We start from the raw sequence: 13,203 nt of genomic DNA, 5'->3' as shown, positions 1-13,203 counted from the left end.
GATCAGGGCAGCAGGCCGATGGTTTTATCCAGCGCACTCAGCAGCAGGCGGCGGTCATGGCGGTACGGGACATCCTGTGCTTCCAGGACCTCTCTGACAATCAGGCGGTCACCGAGGTCGCCGGTATTGATATGCGGTGCGCACACCACCGCATCTATCCGTTTGCGGCCGATACGTTTTTCAATCACGGCGATTTTTTCACTCAGGCTGAGCGATGCCGCCGCCGGGCTCAGTTCTTTGCCGAGATTCTCAATATAGATCATCGGCGCCTGATTAAAATTAATCGCTTTGGTGAAATCGGGCAGCAGCATCAGTGGCATCAGGCTGGTAAAGAAACTGCCCGGCCCGATAATAATCAGTTCTGCGCGGCAGATGGCGTCCAGCGCCTCTTTGGTGGTTTTCACCGGCGGGGAGAGCTGTAACTCCTGCGGCGGGCAGGTCAGCTGATCGACATTCACTTCGCCGTACACTTCATGGCCTTCGCTGTCGATAGCCATCAGGTCAACCGGGGTTTCCGACATCGGGATCAATTTGGCTTTGACTTTCAGCATATTACGGATCAGATTGATGGCATCCAGCGGGCGCACACTCATATGATCCAGCGCCTTGAGCATCAGGTTGCCGAGGTTATGTCCCGCCAGTTCGCCGTTACCGCTGAAACGGTATTCAAACATGGTGGAGGCAATCGACGGCTCCGTGATCATCTGATTGAGGCAGTTGCGCATATCCCCCCAGGCAATGCCACCCTCCGCCCGGCGGATCCGGCCGGTGGAGCCGCCGTTATCCGTGGTGGTGACCACGCCGGTCAGCCGCGATCCCAGACCGTTCAGGCAGGACATCACCCGTCCCAGCCCGTGGCCTCCGCCTAAAGCAACAACATGTTCCAGCGACGTGAGTGTGCGGTTTCCCATAGTGTTTATGCATTCCCTGAGTTTTCATATTTATTTGCGCGGTAATCTATCATAAAAACCAATTTTTCGCGTCACGATACTGAGATTTATCAAACTCCGGTCAATCATAAAGATAAATTATCTTTTTGCTGCGTACTTTCACGTGTGATTGAGAGGTGGCAGCGGCAGGGAAGTCATGATATGAGTGAATGCGGTGACTGAAAGCATCACAAATAAACATCAATAACAAAAATCAATAAATGACAGGAAGAACATCATGAATGACCTGACGTGCACGATTCCGGTGCTGGAAACCGACCGCCTGATCCTGAGTGCCCACCGCAGAGAAGATCATGCAGCAGTGGCTGAAATGTGGTCGGATACGGCGGTTACGCATCATATTATGGCGGGACAGATTTCCACACCGCGCGACAGCTGGATGCGGATGCTGGCGTATCTCGGATTGTGGCCGCTGCTGGGCTATGGTTACTGGGCGGTCAGGGAAAAAAGCACCGGAGAGTATATCGGGGATATCGGTTTTGCGGATTTTTACCGTGAAATGGAAAAAGACATCAGCCACTATCCGGAAGCCGGTTGGGTGTTTGCAAAGCGGGCACACGGTAAGGGTTATGCCGGTGAAGCATTAGGAGCCATACTGAAGTGGCTGAAAGAGGTGCGCGGTATTAATGAATGCGTGTGTATTATTGCTCCTGAGAATAAACGCTCTGCCCGGCTGGCAGAGCGTTACGGATTCCGTCCGCAGGAGACACTGAGAATGAATCATAAATCCGTTATTTTCTATCACGTTACACTGGACTGACCGGGCCTGCTATACCTGTGTCAGATCAAAAAAGCGGTAAATAATTTTCCTGTCAAACCGCCGTATTTCCGGCGGTTTTCTGTTTATTATTTATTCAGTTACCTATAATTGATTTGCTAATTAATTGAAAAACTGTGTGAAATTTTCGTTATCCGGTGTATCCGTTCCTTTTACCGGAGGCCCGGTAACTCGTTGTATAATAAGATATATAGCGTATTTGTCATGGTAATTCCCGCAGGGCAACGCTAGAATCAATTCACTTAGCGTGGTTATTAACAGCATTAATGACAACGATTAACTCCTAGCCTTCACACCTACGTTTCAGGTCAGAACCGGAAATAGGGTGAGCTGGCCGTGACACTCACGAGTGCCACCAGGGTGCAGGATAGAAATGTCCGCATCTCCCGTATTTGGAAAGGTGTTATGACTGAACAACTGACAGATCCCTTTGCGCGCAAATTTTACTATCTGCGCCTCTCCGTGACAGACGTTTGCAATTTTCGTTGCAACTATTGTCTGCCTGATGGTTATAAACCAAACGGACACAAATCCTTTCTTTCTCTCGGCGAAATCCGCCGGGTGACCCGCGCGTTTGCTCAGCTGGGCACGGAAAAAATCCGTCTGACCGGCGGAGAGCCGACGATGCGCCGCGATTTTACCGATATTGTTGCCGCTATCCGCGAAAATGAGAATATCCGCACCATTGCCGTGACCACCAATGGTTACCGCATGGCACGGGATATCCGCGACTGGCGTGCTGCCGGGCTGAGCGCCGTGAATGTCAGCGTTGACAGTCTCGACCCGCGCCAGTTTCACGCTATCACCGGGCAGGATAAATTCATGCAGGTGATGAGTGGTATCGATGCCGCGTTTGAGGCCGGTTTTGAGAAGGTGAAAGTGAATGTGGTGCTGATGAAGAATGTTAATGACATCCATCTGCCTGCCTTTCTGAACTGGATCAAAGACCGCCCGATCCAGCTGCGCTTTATCGAACTGATGGAAACCGGTGACGGCAGTGATGTGTTCCGCCGTTTTCATATCTCCGGCAATGTTATCCGCGCCCGTCTGTTACAGGCAGGCTGGCAGCAGGTGGCGCGTGCCCGCAGTGACGGCCCGGCACAGGTGTTCAGTCATCCGGATTATCAGGGCGAAATCGGCCTGATCATGCCGTATGAAAAAGACTTCTGCCAGAGCTGTAACCGTCTGCGGGTGTCTGCGGTCGGTAATCTGCATCTGTGCCTGTTCGGCGAGCAGGGGATCACGCTGCGTGATCTGCTGGCGGAAGACGGACACGACGCAGAGCTGAAAGCACGGCTTCAGTGCGCATTGCAGCACAAACGCGAAACCCATTTTCTCCATCAGGGGGACAGCGGTATTACCCCGAATTTATCCGTTATCGGCGGCTGATCCGCCGGTCATATCAGGAGTTTACATGTCTCAACTCACCCATATTAATGCGGCGGGCGAAGCCAACATGGTGGATGTGTCCGGAAAACAGGAAACGGTCCGCGAAGCGCGCGCCGAAGCCTTTATCACCATGGATGCCAAAACCTTACAGATGATTATTGACGGCAACCATCACAAAGGGGATGTCTTTGCGACAGCCCGTATCGCCGGTATTCAGGCCGCCAAACGGACCTGGGATCTGATCCCGCTGTGTCATCCGCTGATGCTGAGCAAAGTGGAGGTTCAGCTGAGTGCGGAGCCGGACACATCCCGTGTGCGTATTGAATCCTGCTGCCGCCTGACCGGTAAAACCGGGGTGGAGATGGAAGCTCTGACAGCGGCTTCTGTGGCTGCACTGACGATTTATGATATGTGCAAAGCGGTGCAGAAGGATATGGTTATCGGCCCTGTGCGTTTACTGGAAAAAAGCGGCGGGAAATCAGGACATTTTAAGGCGGATGCATGATTAAGGTACTGTTTTTCGCGCAGGTGCGCGAGCTGGTGAATACCGATGAGCTTTCTCTGTCGTGTGATTACGCCACAGCGGAAGATTTACGGGCTGCGTTATGTGAGCGCGGTGAGCGCTGGGCGCTGGCGCTGGAATCCGGCAAACTGCTGTGTGCGGTGAATCAGTCTTTTGTGCCGTTATCGCAGCCGCTCACAGACGGTGACGAGGTCGCATTCTTCCCGCCGGTCACCGGAGGCTGAGCTATGAATAATACCCGGATTGCTGTTCAGACAGATAATTTCAGTGTCGGCGAGGAATATCAGTGGCTGGCCGGTTGTGCGGACGACGGCGCGGTGGTCACGTTTACCGGTAAAGTCCGTAATCATAACCTGGGTGATAATGTGGCTGCTCTGACGCTGGAACATTACCCGGGCATGACTGAAAAGGCGCTGGCGGATATTGTCACACAGGCGCGTGAGCGCTGGGAATTGCAGCGGGTGACGCTGATCCACCGGGTCGGCAGCTTATACCCGAATGATGAAATTGTGTTTGTCGGTGTCAGCGCTGCGCATCGCGGTATGGCATTTGAAGCGGCTGAATTTCTGATGGATTACTTAAAAACCCGCGCGCCGTTCTGGAAAAAAGAGACACTGCCGGAAGGCGGCACCCGATGGGTGGATGCCAGAGAAAGCGACCAAAAAGCCGCAGAACGCTGGTAATTTACCGCCAATCCCCGCCGGATCGCCGGATTTTTTCCGGCGGTTTCACATCAGGTTAAAAATATTTCCTGTTTGTAAAGAAAAGGGGAGAATTCCTGACAGTTTGCCTGCTGGCAACACCCTTTTTATGTGATAATCTATAGGCCTTGGTCGTTTATCATCCGATAAACAATTTGATACAGATGAAAGGGTTATCCATCATGGACCGATTTCCTCGTTCTAACGGCTCGATAGTTTCACAGGCGGGCTCCGGTATTCAGGCTTATATGGCCCAGGTTTACGGCTGGATGGCTGTGGGTCTGTTACTGACCGCGTTTGTTGCTTTTTATGCATCAAACGACGCCAACATAATGAATTTTATTTATTCCAGCAAGATTGTCTTTTTTGGTCTGATTATTGCCCAACTGGGATTAGTCTGGGTCATTTCCGGCATGATTGAGCGCCTGAGTGGTGCCGCAGCTACCGGGCTGTTTATGCTTTACTCCGTTCTGACCGGACTGACATTATCCAGCATCTTTATTATTTATACGTCATCGTCTATTGCCAGCACTTTCTTTATCACGGCAGGGATGTTCGGTGCGCTGAGTATCTACGGTTACACCACCAAGCGCAGCCTGTCCGGGATGGGTAACTTCCTGTTTATGGGGCTGATTGGTATTATCATCGCGTCGCTGGTTAATATCTGGCTGAAAAGCGAAGGTATGACACTGATCATCACCTATATCGGTGTGATTGTGTTTGCCGGTCTGACCGCGTATGACACCCAAAAACTGCGTGAGCTGGGTGAGCAGATTGACAGCAACAACAAAGACACCATGCGCCGCTATGCGATCGTGGGTGCGCTGTCGCTGTACCTGGACTTCATCAACCTGTTCCTGATGCTGCTGCGCCTGCTGGGCGACCGCCGCTAATCACTGACAGAACAGGATGTAACAATGAAAGGCCGGTGAAAACCGGCCTTTTTACGTTTACTGTTCTGCATCTGCAATAATCTGTTCCAGTGTCCGGATCTCGTGGTATTTTTATTTTTCATACTTTACATTATATTTTTTCATCTTATTATTTCCTGACTTTATGCACTCAGCGGTATTTCCCCCGGATTCTATACAATTATTCACTTCCTTTTCTGTATTTATTCTGAATAGGATGTAATCCCAGTTATCAATATATTTCTGATATTTTTTATTTCCGTAGCCAGCGACGGTGGCAACATGTTCTCTTGCTTTATCGATATCTTTATCTATGTTTTCCTCACCATTTAAAAATGCTGAAAATACAAAATCACAGGCGGAAATCAATCTATTTCTGCCAATGTGACACGCTTTTTCATAGTAAGTTATAGCGTTCTTCATATCTTTTTCTTTCCCGTAATCATGGGATAAAATAAAACCATAGTGGAATAAAGCAAGTGGGTTTTCAGGATCTGAAGAGAGTAACGCTTCCAGATGGTAAACAGCGGTATTACAATGTTCTGAAATGCCCGTGTTACCTCTTAATTGCTGCAGGTGGTAGCAGTTATTATAATAAAAAGAGAATAATGTATAACGACTTGTTAAATTACCCCTTTCTGCTCTATTAATCAGAGAGGCAAGCTCATTTTTATTTTTTGGATAGGGGGCATATTCTGGTAATGCCGGATCATAGCGTAGTTCAATTGGATTGTATTCATACACAGTAATGTTGTTATTCCACTGACTTTCTGAGTAAGCACAGAGACTGAAACCGGGTAATAACATCAGAAATATTAATTTTTTATACATTTTTTTATCCGAATAAATAGGGTGTGATTGTTGTGTCATGATATATATCAGAGGGGAGTGCTGTAATATAAATATCGTCAGATAACGGAGCTGTTTCTCTGTTGTGTATATGAAATAAAACATCGGTAATCTCTGATTTTTCGCCGTCATGCCAGTTAATATCAGAGGTTAATTTATGAAAATTACCGCTGTCATCATAAAAACAGGAAGGCCGTGTAGCTAATTCAACAGATACTATGCCTATACTTTCAAGAGAAAGCAGTTCATCTGACTGACTGATTCCATCTGAATTTACATCCTGCCAGACTAACAATGCTGACCATGCAATATCATCCTGATTTATCAGATGATCATTATTACTATCTAAAACGAAAAGCGATGAGAATCCATCTTTGTTATTGATATAATTCGTGTATTCACCAAATAACTCGGTACCATTATTTATAATACCATCATTATTACGATCTAATACCAGTAAGCCATCACCGGGATGAACCCAGCCTGTTTGTACAGATTCGCCATTACCATTTAAATCGAAATATATTCCGGTATTATCAGCTAGTGTTGTAACACCATTTCTGTCCAGATCAATAATGAGTGGAGTACAGTAACTGTCAGCCGCATTTTCCAGGTTGTCATACAAGTTATCAGGAAAAAAAGAAACATTGATTCCATCTATATTACTGTCAGTTAATAAGTCATCTACAAATTGACCACAGTTATTAGTGAGTAAGTTATAGTTCGGCGGTTTACTTTTTCCTGTCTTATAATTATGCAATACAGTAAAAAGTTTATTGAAGTCATTATGGAATTTAAAATTATCAGACGTTATAGATAGCGTGGACGCATTACGATAATAAATGTGATCATTGAATGATAAGTTATCACTGGCTGTTTTGAGGCTTTCTCCGGTACTTAAACCAACGGTGATAATATCATACTGTTTTGTAACGGGATTAATTCCCTTTATACCAATGAAGGTGTGACCAAATGCAGAGTTGCTGACAAATTCTCCATTAATATCATGGATTTCACTGCCCTGAGGAGCGACGAATAATGTTATTTCAGGTCGGCTTATTGCATTGTAATTAAATGGTTCTTGTATCTCACGGTGAATGTTCATATCTTCTGTTTTGTAGACCTGATAGTGTTTGGTTTTTTTCATTTTCCATCCTGAATTAATTATATTAATTTAAATTATTTTTCATTAATGTTTATTGAATGGGGTTAAATTCAATTCACCCATCATTAATGTAAATTAAAGAATTTTAAATGTTAATTTTAAAAGGATGGTTTTTATTTTTTATAATAATTGTTATATCGGACCGGACTAATATTGACCTTTTTTATAAAGATGTCAAAATAATAAATTATATTAATTTCAAGTTTTATTATTATTTACGCAATCTTCCGCCGGAACAACGCATAGGCGGCGGTTCCTGTGGTCACGGCGATCACCAGTAATGGCCAGAGGCTTTGGCGGATAACACTGAAATCCGCATCTTTGAGGTAAATCTGTTTGGTGATTTCATTGAAATGGCGGATAGGATTGACCCAGGTGATATGTTGCAGCCAGACCGGCATATTCTCCACCGGAGCAATATAACCGGACAGCAGCACGGCAGGCATCATAAAAACAAACACGCCGATAAAGGCCTGCTGCTGGGTGGAGGAAAGGGCGGAGATTAACAGGCCGAACCCGACCAGCGACAGCCCGTATATCACCATGGTGAAATAAAACAGAAGCAGTGAGCCGGAGAAGGGGATACGGTAAGCAAAAATGCCGATCACCAGCACAATGCTGGCCTGGACTGTGGCCACAATCAGTGCCGGAACGGCCTTGCCGACAAAGATTTCACCGGTGGTCAGCGGGGAAACCAGTAACTGATCCAGCGTGCCCTGTTCCCGTTCGCGGGCAACCGACAGTGAGGTGACAATCATCACGCCGATAGTGGTGATCAGCGCCACCAGCGACGGCACGATAAACCATTTATAATCCAGATTCGGGTTATACCAGTTGCGCACCACCAGCTCACTGGTGACCGCCTGCGGTATCCGCTCCTGCTGGTAATGCGCAGTGATTTGCTGAACGTAATTGGCGGCAATCTGCGCACTGTTGGAGTTTCGTCCGTCGAGCAGGATTTGCAGTTGTGCCGGTTTCTGTGCGGTGAGCTGCGCACTGAAATTCTGCGGAAAATGCACCAGCAGCAGGGCTTTGCGGTTATCAATCACATCCTGTACGTCATGCCGGTTTTGGATCAGCAGCACATCGGAGAAGGCACTGGCTTTGGCAAACTGCTGGGTCAGTTCAATGGATGCGGGGCCTTTGTCCTCATCGTAAATCGCGATAGTCGCGTTGGTGACTTCCAGCGTTGCCGCCAGCGGGAACAAAATCATCTGAAAAATTACCGGTACGATCAGGATCGTCCGGGTCTGCCGCTCACGGAGAAGTAATTGCAGTTCTTTGATAATTAAGGTGAATATCCGGTGAAACATGGTGATCTCCTTAATCAAGCCGGCGGCGGGTTTTCAGGGCGGTCAGGCCGATAAACACAATCGCTGACAGGATCAGCAACACCAGGTTACTGATAATCACCGGCATAATATTACCCGCCAGGAACAGTGTCTGCAGGCTTTCCACAAAGTAGCGCGCCGGGATCACATAAGTCACCACCTGTATCGCCACCGGCATACTGTCGATTTCAAATACAAATCCGGACAGCATAATCGCGGGCAGAAACGCGGCGTTCAGTGAAATCATGGCGGCGTTAAACTGATTGCGGGTCACGGTGGAAATCAGGAGCCCCATACCGAGCGCGGTGGCGAGATAGAGTGAGGTCACCAGTGCCAGCAGCCACAGCGAGCCGTGATACGGCACATCCAGCACATACACTGTTACCACCATACACAACACCATGACAAAGCTGCCGAGTACCTGATACGGCAGCAGCTTGGAGAGCAGCAGTTCCGTTTTGGTCACCTGAGTGGAAAGCAGGGCTTCCATGGTGCCGCGTTCCCATTCCCGCGCCACCACCAGTGAGGTCAGGATCGCGCCGACCACGGTAATAATGATGCTGATAGCCCCCGGGATAATAAAATGCTGGCTGATGGCGGCCGGGTTAAACCAGTAGCGCAGCCGGACATCAATGGGCGGTTCACTGCTGAGCCCCCGATCCTGCGCCCGCTGCTGCTGCCAGATCTGCCAGATACCATTAGCGTAACCCTGCACAAAATTGGCGGTATTGGGTTCGCTGCCATCAGTAATCACCTGAATCTGTGCGATATCGCCCTGACGGGCCAGACGTTTGTCAAAATCCGCCGGGATCACCACAATACCGCGGATATGTCCCGCCTGGAGTTTATCGATTAATTCACGGCGGTTATCACTGAGGGTGGCATCAATAAACGGAGAGCCGGTAAAGGTGTGGATCAGCTCCCGCGCCGGTTCACTTTGCTGATTCACCAGAATCCCGAGGCGCAGTTTTGATGAATCCAGATTGATACCATAACCGAAAATAAATAGCAGAATCAGCGGGATCACAATGGCGATCAGGGCACTCGACGGGTCGCGGACAATCTGTTTGCTCTCTTTGATGCACAGCGCCCGCAGACGGCGCCATGAAAAACCGGAAGGTGTGCTCATGATGCGGCCTCCTGTGCGCTTTCTTTGTCATACTCTTCGACCAGCCCGATAAAGGCATCTTCCATTGACGGATCCGGATGGGTACCATCCGCCACCGAGGCTTTCAGCTCATCGGGGGTGCCGGCGGCAATGATTTTGCCGTGATAAACCAGCCCGATACGGTCACAATATTCCGCCTCATCCATAAAGTGAGTGGTTACCATCACGGTCACGCCTTTATCCACCATGCCGTTAATATGCAGCCAGAACTCGCGGCGGGTGAGCGGGTCAACCCCGGAGGTGGGTTCGTCGAGAAAGAGAATATCCGGCTCATGCATCAGAGCGCAGGCCAGCGCCAGCCGCTGTTTGAAGCCGAGGGGCAAATCTTCGGTGGTCTGGCGCAGGATCGGGGTGAAATTAAAGGCATTCACCATATCATCGATTTTCTGCTGCTGCGCTTTACCGCGCAGGCCGTAAACGCCGGAGAAAAATGTCAGGTTCTGGGCGACCGTCAGATTGCCATAGAGGGAAAACTTCTGCGCCATATAGCCCAGGCGGCTGCGGGCTTTGGCTGAGCTGGTTTTCAGATCCAGCCCCAGCACCAGGGCACGGCCGCTGCTGGGGATCATCAGGCCGCACATCATTTTGAAGGTGGTGGATTTGCCTGCGCCGTTCGGGCCGAGCAGGCCGAAAATCTCCCCGCGTTTGACCTGAAAATTCACATGATCGGTTGCGGCGAAATCGCCGAATTTTTTCGTCAGGCTGACGGCTTCAATCACGGTTTCATCGGGTGCCGCCGGGATCTGCGGCATAATCTGCGCCAGTTGTGAGCGGTGAGAAGGGCCGCCGCCGAGCAGATCAATAAACGCATCCTCAAAACGGGGCTTAGCGGGCAGCAGTTCTGCATCATGACATTTCAGTGCGCTGAGCAGGGCGCGGGTATCGGCCTGTGGTTTCACAATCAGCAGGACATAACGTCCCTGAATAACACCGTCAGATACCTGTGGCTGAATCAATGCTTCCTGTAAGATGCGGCGGCGTTCACCGGGTGCTGCGGAGAGCAGAAAAGAGCGGCCCTCCATCGTTTCTGTCAGCTGTGCCGGTTTGCCTTCATAAATGACTTTTCCCTGGTTGAGCAGCAGCACATCACGGCACTGTTCTGCTTCATCCAGATAAGAGGTGCTCCAGAGGATCAGCATGCCGTCATCGGCGAGAGAGTGCACCATCCGCCACAGTTCGCGGCGGGCGATAGGATCGACCCCCACACCCGGCTCATCAAGCAACAGCACCTGTGGCTGCCCGAGCAGTGTGCAGGCCAGTCCGAGCTTCTGTTTCATACCGCCGGAGAGTTTGCCTGCCATGCGGGTGGTAAAACGGGTCAGATCGGTAAAGGTCAGCAGGCGGTCAAAAACCGCCTGTTGTTCATGGTGCGGCAGGCCGCGCAGTTCAGCATATAAACGGAGGTTTTCCATGACGGACAGATCTTCATACAGCCCGAATTTCTGCGGCATATAACCGAGCTGTGCGCGCAAAGCCACACTGTCTTCAATCGGATCAAACCCGGCTACGCGGATCTCCCCGCTGTCTGGTTTCAGTAATCCGGCCAGCATGCGGATGAGGGTAGTTTTCCCGGCACCGTCCGGCCCGGCAAGCCCGGTCACACCGCCGCCCCGGATGGTGGTAGTCAGCCGGTCAACTGCCGGATTATCAAGGCCGGGAAAGCATTTTTCGACGGCACTGAGGGAGATAGTGATGTCTGACATCGTCTCTCCTTATGGCTGCGGCTCTTCATCAAAGCGGACGGTGACAGGCATTCCCTGACGCAGCAGCGGATCGGCATCTGTCACCACAATGCGCAGACGGTAGACCAGATCTGTCCGCAGTGCCGGGGTTTCAACGGATTTCGGGGTAAACTCGGCGGTCGGGGAGACAAAGCCGACATGCCCGTGATACGGTTTGCCCGGGCGGCTGTCGGTTTCCAGTAATACTTTACGGCCCGGCTGAGCCTGTCCCAGCTCACTTTCACTGACATATGCCCGCACCCATACCGGATTGGTCAGTGTCAGGGTGAATACAGTGCTGCCAGCCGGTAAAATCGTGCCGGGCTCGATGGCCCGGGTCAGAATAGTGCCTTCTGCCGGTGCGGTCAGCCGGGTGTCCGCCAGGTCAAGCTGCGCCTGCTCCACGGCGGCTTCGGCCTGTTTCAGCTGTCCGCGCGCTTCGGCAATCTCTTCTTTGCGGTAACCGTTTTCCAGCTGGTTCAGTTTGTCCTGTGAGGCTTTCAGTGCCGCATCGGCCTGATTGCGCTGATTGCGGGCATTTTCCAGATCATTGGCGGAGATGGCACGGCTTTTCATCAGTCCGGCCTGGCGCTGATAAAACTGACGGGCAAATTCCGCCGCTGCCGTATTACGGGCAACATCGGCTTTTGCCTGCGCGATTTCTTCCGGCCGGTAGCCGGTTTCCATCAGCAGTAATGCGGCCTGTGCGCTGTCCCGTACCCCTTCTGCTTTCAGCAGGGCGTGACGGTACGGTGTATCATCCAGCATACTGAGCAGCTCACCGGGCTGAACCACCGCCCCTTCATCCGCATTCAGGGATTGCAGTTTACCGCCGACACGAAAACCAAGATTCACCGTCCGGATATCCACATTACCGTACAGCAGAGCAGGCCCCGACGGGCGTGACTCCCACCAGTACCATCCGCCGGCACCGGCCAGCAGGATCAGAATAATGATAAATATCCCGGTTTTTTTCATTGGCTTCATGAATTGATTCCTGGTGAGTTATCAGAGACAGTGGTGCATCAGTTCCGGTAATGCTGCTTTAATCCGCTGAGCAGCAGCCGGATATGTTCCCGCAGCACATCGTTGATCATGTCATACTCTTTCGGGCCGATATTGTCCCAGCCGGTCTGGCGCAGCAGGTTTTCCCTGGCCAGACGGAAAGATAATATTTCGCCCATCAGAGCGTGTGTGTGGATCAGGGTATTGATATGCCCGTCCGGCAGTCCGGTATAACGGGCAACTAATCTGGCCTGGCGGGTAAAAATTGCAGACAGCGCCTGTTCGTGGATAAGCGTGTAAGCTTTGGTCGGAATTAACTGCTCGCGCGACATAATCCGGCTGATATTAATATTACTTTTCTTCAGCACCAGTTCATTATAGGCGAGAAAACTGAGCTCAATCAGTTGCAGACAGCGGCTTTCATCCCGTTCGTCAGTTCCGTTTTCCAGAAACAGATCAATTTCTTCAATGACAGGACGGAATTCATCACGGATAATGTCGGCAATATGCTGTGCAACGGCCAGATACAACCCGTCTTTTGAGCCGAAATAATAAGCAATAGCTGCGATATTTTGATCCGCACGTTGTGCAATCTGGCGAGTAGTGGCACTATTTGGGCCGTTCAGTCCGAAAATCTCAATAGCGGCTTCCAGTAAAGCGAGTTTGGCTTGTTCGCCTCGCGGCGTATTAGTCGTATTGACTGACATGGCGT

Annotated in this window: 14 protein-coding genes and 1 riboswitch; of the genes, 6 read left to right on the top strand and 8 right to left on the bottom strand. The window is 50.3% G+C overall.

Features of this window, described 5'->3' with window-relative positions:
* Nucleotides 1-2: 2 nt before the first annotated feature.
* Nucleotides 3-911: a gluconeogenesis factor YvcK family protein gene (locus tag AB7038_RS09715; RefSeq protein ID WP_004241647.1), complete on the bottom strand. Its 909-nt coding sequence runs from the start codon at nt 909-911 to the stop codon at nt 3-5.
* Between the two features lie 256 nt (nt 912-1,167).
* Here AB7038_RS09715 and AB7038_RS09710 point away from each other — a divergent pair, with 256 nt between their 5' ends.
* The 6 genes from AB7038_RS09710 to AB7038_RS09685 all read left to right on the top strand — a co-directional run bounded on the left by AB7038_RS09710 (nt 1,168) and on the right by AB7038_RS09685 (nt 5,234).
* Nucleotides 1,168-1,710 (top strand): GNAT family N-acetyltransferase, encoded by a 543-nt coding sequence (locus tag AB7038_RS09710; protein WP_368888772.1) that lies wholly within the window; start codon nt 1,168-1,170, stop codon nt 1,708-1,710.
* A gap of 286 nt (nt 1,711-1,996) precedes the next feature.
* Nucleotides 1,997-2,146: riboswitch (molybdenum cofactor riboswitch) on the top strand.
* The gene (gene moaA, locus AB7038_RS09705; RefSeq protein WP_368888771.1) at nt 2,134-3,117 is read left to right on the top strand and encodes a GTP 3',8-cyclase MoaA; all 984 of its coding nucleotides are present in this window, start codon (nt 2,134-2,136) and stop codon (nt 3,115-3,117) included. (Overlaps the previous riboswitch by 13 nt.)
* 25 nt (nt 3,118-3,142) lie before the next feature.
* Complete coding sequence (moaC, locus tag AB7038_RS09700; RefSeq protein WP_004235693.1) at nt 3,143-3,622, top strand: cyclic pyranopterin monophosphate synthase MoaC; 480 nt, start codon at nt 3,143-3,145, stop codon at nt 3,620-3,622.
* Entirely contained in the window at nt 3,619-3,864 is a 246-nt protein-coding gene (gene moaD / locus AB7038_RS09695) for a molybdopterin synthase sulfur carrier subunit (RefSeq protein ID WP_369453217.1), read from the top strand. The genes moaC and moaD overlap by 4 nt, the downstream gene beginning before the upstream one ends.
* Before the next feature lie 3 nt (nt 3,865-3,867).
* A complete protein-coding gene (moaE, locus tag AB7038_RS09690; RefSeq protein WP_369453216.1) occupies nt 3,868-4,323 on the top strand; it encodes a molybdopterin synthase catalytic subunit MoaE in 456 nt (151 codons plus the stop codon).
* A 200-nt stretch (nt 4,324-4,523) separates the two neighbouring features.
* Nucleotides 4,524-5,234: a Bax inhibitor-1/YccA family protein gene (locus AB7038_RS09685; protein ID WP_153641935.1), complete on the top strand. Its 711-nt coding sequence runs from the start codon at nt 4,524-4,526 to the stop codon at nt 5,232-5,234.
* A gap of 111 nt (nt 5,235-5,345) precedes the next feature.
* Here AB7038_RS09685 and AB7038_RS09680 read toward each other — a convergent pair whose 3' ends face one another.
* The 7 genes from AB7038_RS09680 to cecR form a co-directional block, all read right to left on the bottom strand.
* Nucleotides 5,346-6,122, bottom strand: a complete 777-nt coding sequence (locus AB7038_RS09680; RefSeq protein WP_369453215.1) for a hypothetical protein — start codon at nt 6,120-6,122, stop codon at nt 5,346-5,348.
* On the bottom strand, nt 6,088-7,248 hold the full coding sequence (locus AB7038_RS09675; protein ID WP_368888768.1) for a hypothetical protein: 1,161 nt from the start codon (nt 7,246-7,248) through the stop codon (nt 6,088-6,090). Before AB7038_RS09675 ends, AB7038_RS09680 begins: the two co-directional genes overlap by 35 nt.
* A 233-nt stretch (nt 7,249-7,481) precedes the next feature.
* Entirely contained in the window at nt 7,482-8,579 is a 1,098-nt protein-coding gene (locus AB7038_RS09670) for an ABC transporter permease (RefSeq protein ID WP_369453214.1), read from the bottom strand.
* A 10-nt stretch (nt 8,580-8,589) separates the two neighbouring features.
* Entirely contained in the window at nt 8,590-9,726 is a 1,137-nt protein-coding gene (locus AB7038_RS09665; protein WP_368888766.1) for an ABC transporter permease, read from the bottom strand.
* Complete coding sequence (locus tag AB7038_RS09660; RefSeq protein ID WP_369453213.1) at nt 9,723-11,468, bottom strand: ATP-binding cassette domain-containing protein; 1,746 nt, start codon at nt 11,466-11,468, stop codon at nt 9,723-9,725. Before AB7038_RS09660 ends, AB7038_RS09665 begins: the two co-directional genes overlap by 4 nt.
* A 9-nt stretch (nt 11,469-11,477) precedes the next feature.
* Nucleotides 11,478-12,473: a secretion protein HlyD gene (gene hlyD / locus AB7038_RS09655; protein WP_369453212.1), complete on the bottom strand. Its 996-nt coding sequence runs from the start codon at nt 12,471-12,473 to the stop codon at nt 11,478-11,480.
* Between the two features lie 38 nt (nt 12,474-12,511).
* On the bottom strand, nt 12,512-13,198 hold the full coding sequence (cecR, locus tag AB7038_RS09650) for a transcriptional regulator CecR (protein ID WP_046024218.1): 687 nt from the start codon (nt 13,196-13,198) through the stop codon (nt 12,512-12,514).
* Nucleotides 13,199-13,203: the final 5 nt, after the last annotated feature.

It is taken from the genome of Morganella morganii, assembly GCF_041099235.1.
Lineage (GTDB): Bacteria > Pseudomonadota > Gammaproteobacteria > Enterobacterales > Enterobacteriaceae > Morganella > Morganella morganii_E.
Note: the sequence above shows the minus strand (reverse complement) of the source record. Positions and strands in the feature narration are given on the sequence as shown.

What these genes read in the sequence shown, in the direction of transcription:
- AB7038_RS09715 (WP_004241647.1), bottom strand. Translation starts at nt 911, where the DNA reads ATGGGAAACCGCACACTCACGTCGCTGGAACATGTTGTTGCTTTAGGC.
- moaD (WP_369453217.1), top strand. Translation starts at nt 3,619, where the DNA reads ATGATTAAGGTACTGTTTTTCGCGCAGGTGCGCGAGCTGGTGAATACC.
- AB7038_RS09710 (WP_368888772.1), top strand. Translation starts at nt 1,168, where the DNA reads ATGAATGACCTGACGTGCACGATTCCGGTGCTGGAAACCGACCGCCTG.
- cecR (WP_046024218.1), bottom strand. Translation starts at nt 13,198, where the DNA reads ATGTCAGTCAATACGACTAATACGCCGCGAGGCGAACAAGCCAAACTC.
- AB7038_RS09685 (WP_153641935.1), top strand. Translation starts at nt 4,524, where the DNA reads ATGGACCGATTTCCTCGTTCTAACGGCTCGATAGTTTCACAGGCGGGC.
- hlyD (WP_369453212.1), bottom strand. Translation starts at nt 12,473, where the DNA reads ATGAAGCCAATGAAAAAAACCGGGATATTTATCATTATTCTGATCCTG.
- moaC (WP_004235693.1), top strand. Translation starts at nt 3,143, where the DNA reads ATGTCTCAACTCACCCATATTAATGCGGCGGGCGAAGCCAACATGGTG.
- AB7038_RS09675 (WP_368888768.1), bottom strand. Translation starts at nt 7,248, where the DNA reads ATGAAAAAAACCAAACACTATCAGGTCTACAAAACAGAAGATATGAAC.
- moaA (WP_368888771.1), top strand. Translation starts at nt 2,134, where the DNA reads ATGACTGAACAACTGACAGATCCCTTTGCGCGCAAATTTTACTATCTG.
- AB7038_RS09660 (WP_369453213.1), bottom strand. Translation starts at nt 11,468, where the DNA reads ATGTCAGACATCACTATCTCCCTCAGTGCCGTCGAAAAATGCTTTCCC.
- AB7038_RS09670 (WP_369453214.1), bottom strand. Translation starts at nt 8,579, where the DNA reads ATGTTTCACCGGATATTCACCTTAATTATCAAAGAACTGCAATTACTT.
- AB7038_RS09665 (WP_368888766.1), bottom strand. Translation starts at nt 9,726, where the DNA reads ATGAGCACACCTTCCGGTTTTTCATGGCGCCGTCTGCGGGCGCTGTGC.
- moaE (WP_369453216.1), top strand. Translation starts at nt 3,868, where the DNA reads ATGAATAATACCCGGATTGCTGTTCAGACAGATAATTTCAGTGTCGGC.
- AB7038_RS09680 (WP_369453215.1), bottom strand. Translation starts at nt 6,122, where the DNA reads ATGACACAACAATCACACCCTATTTATTCGGATAAAAAAATGTATAAA.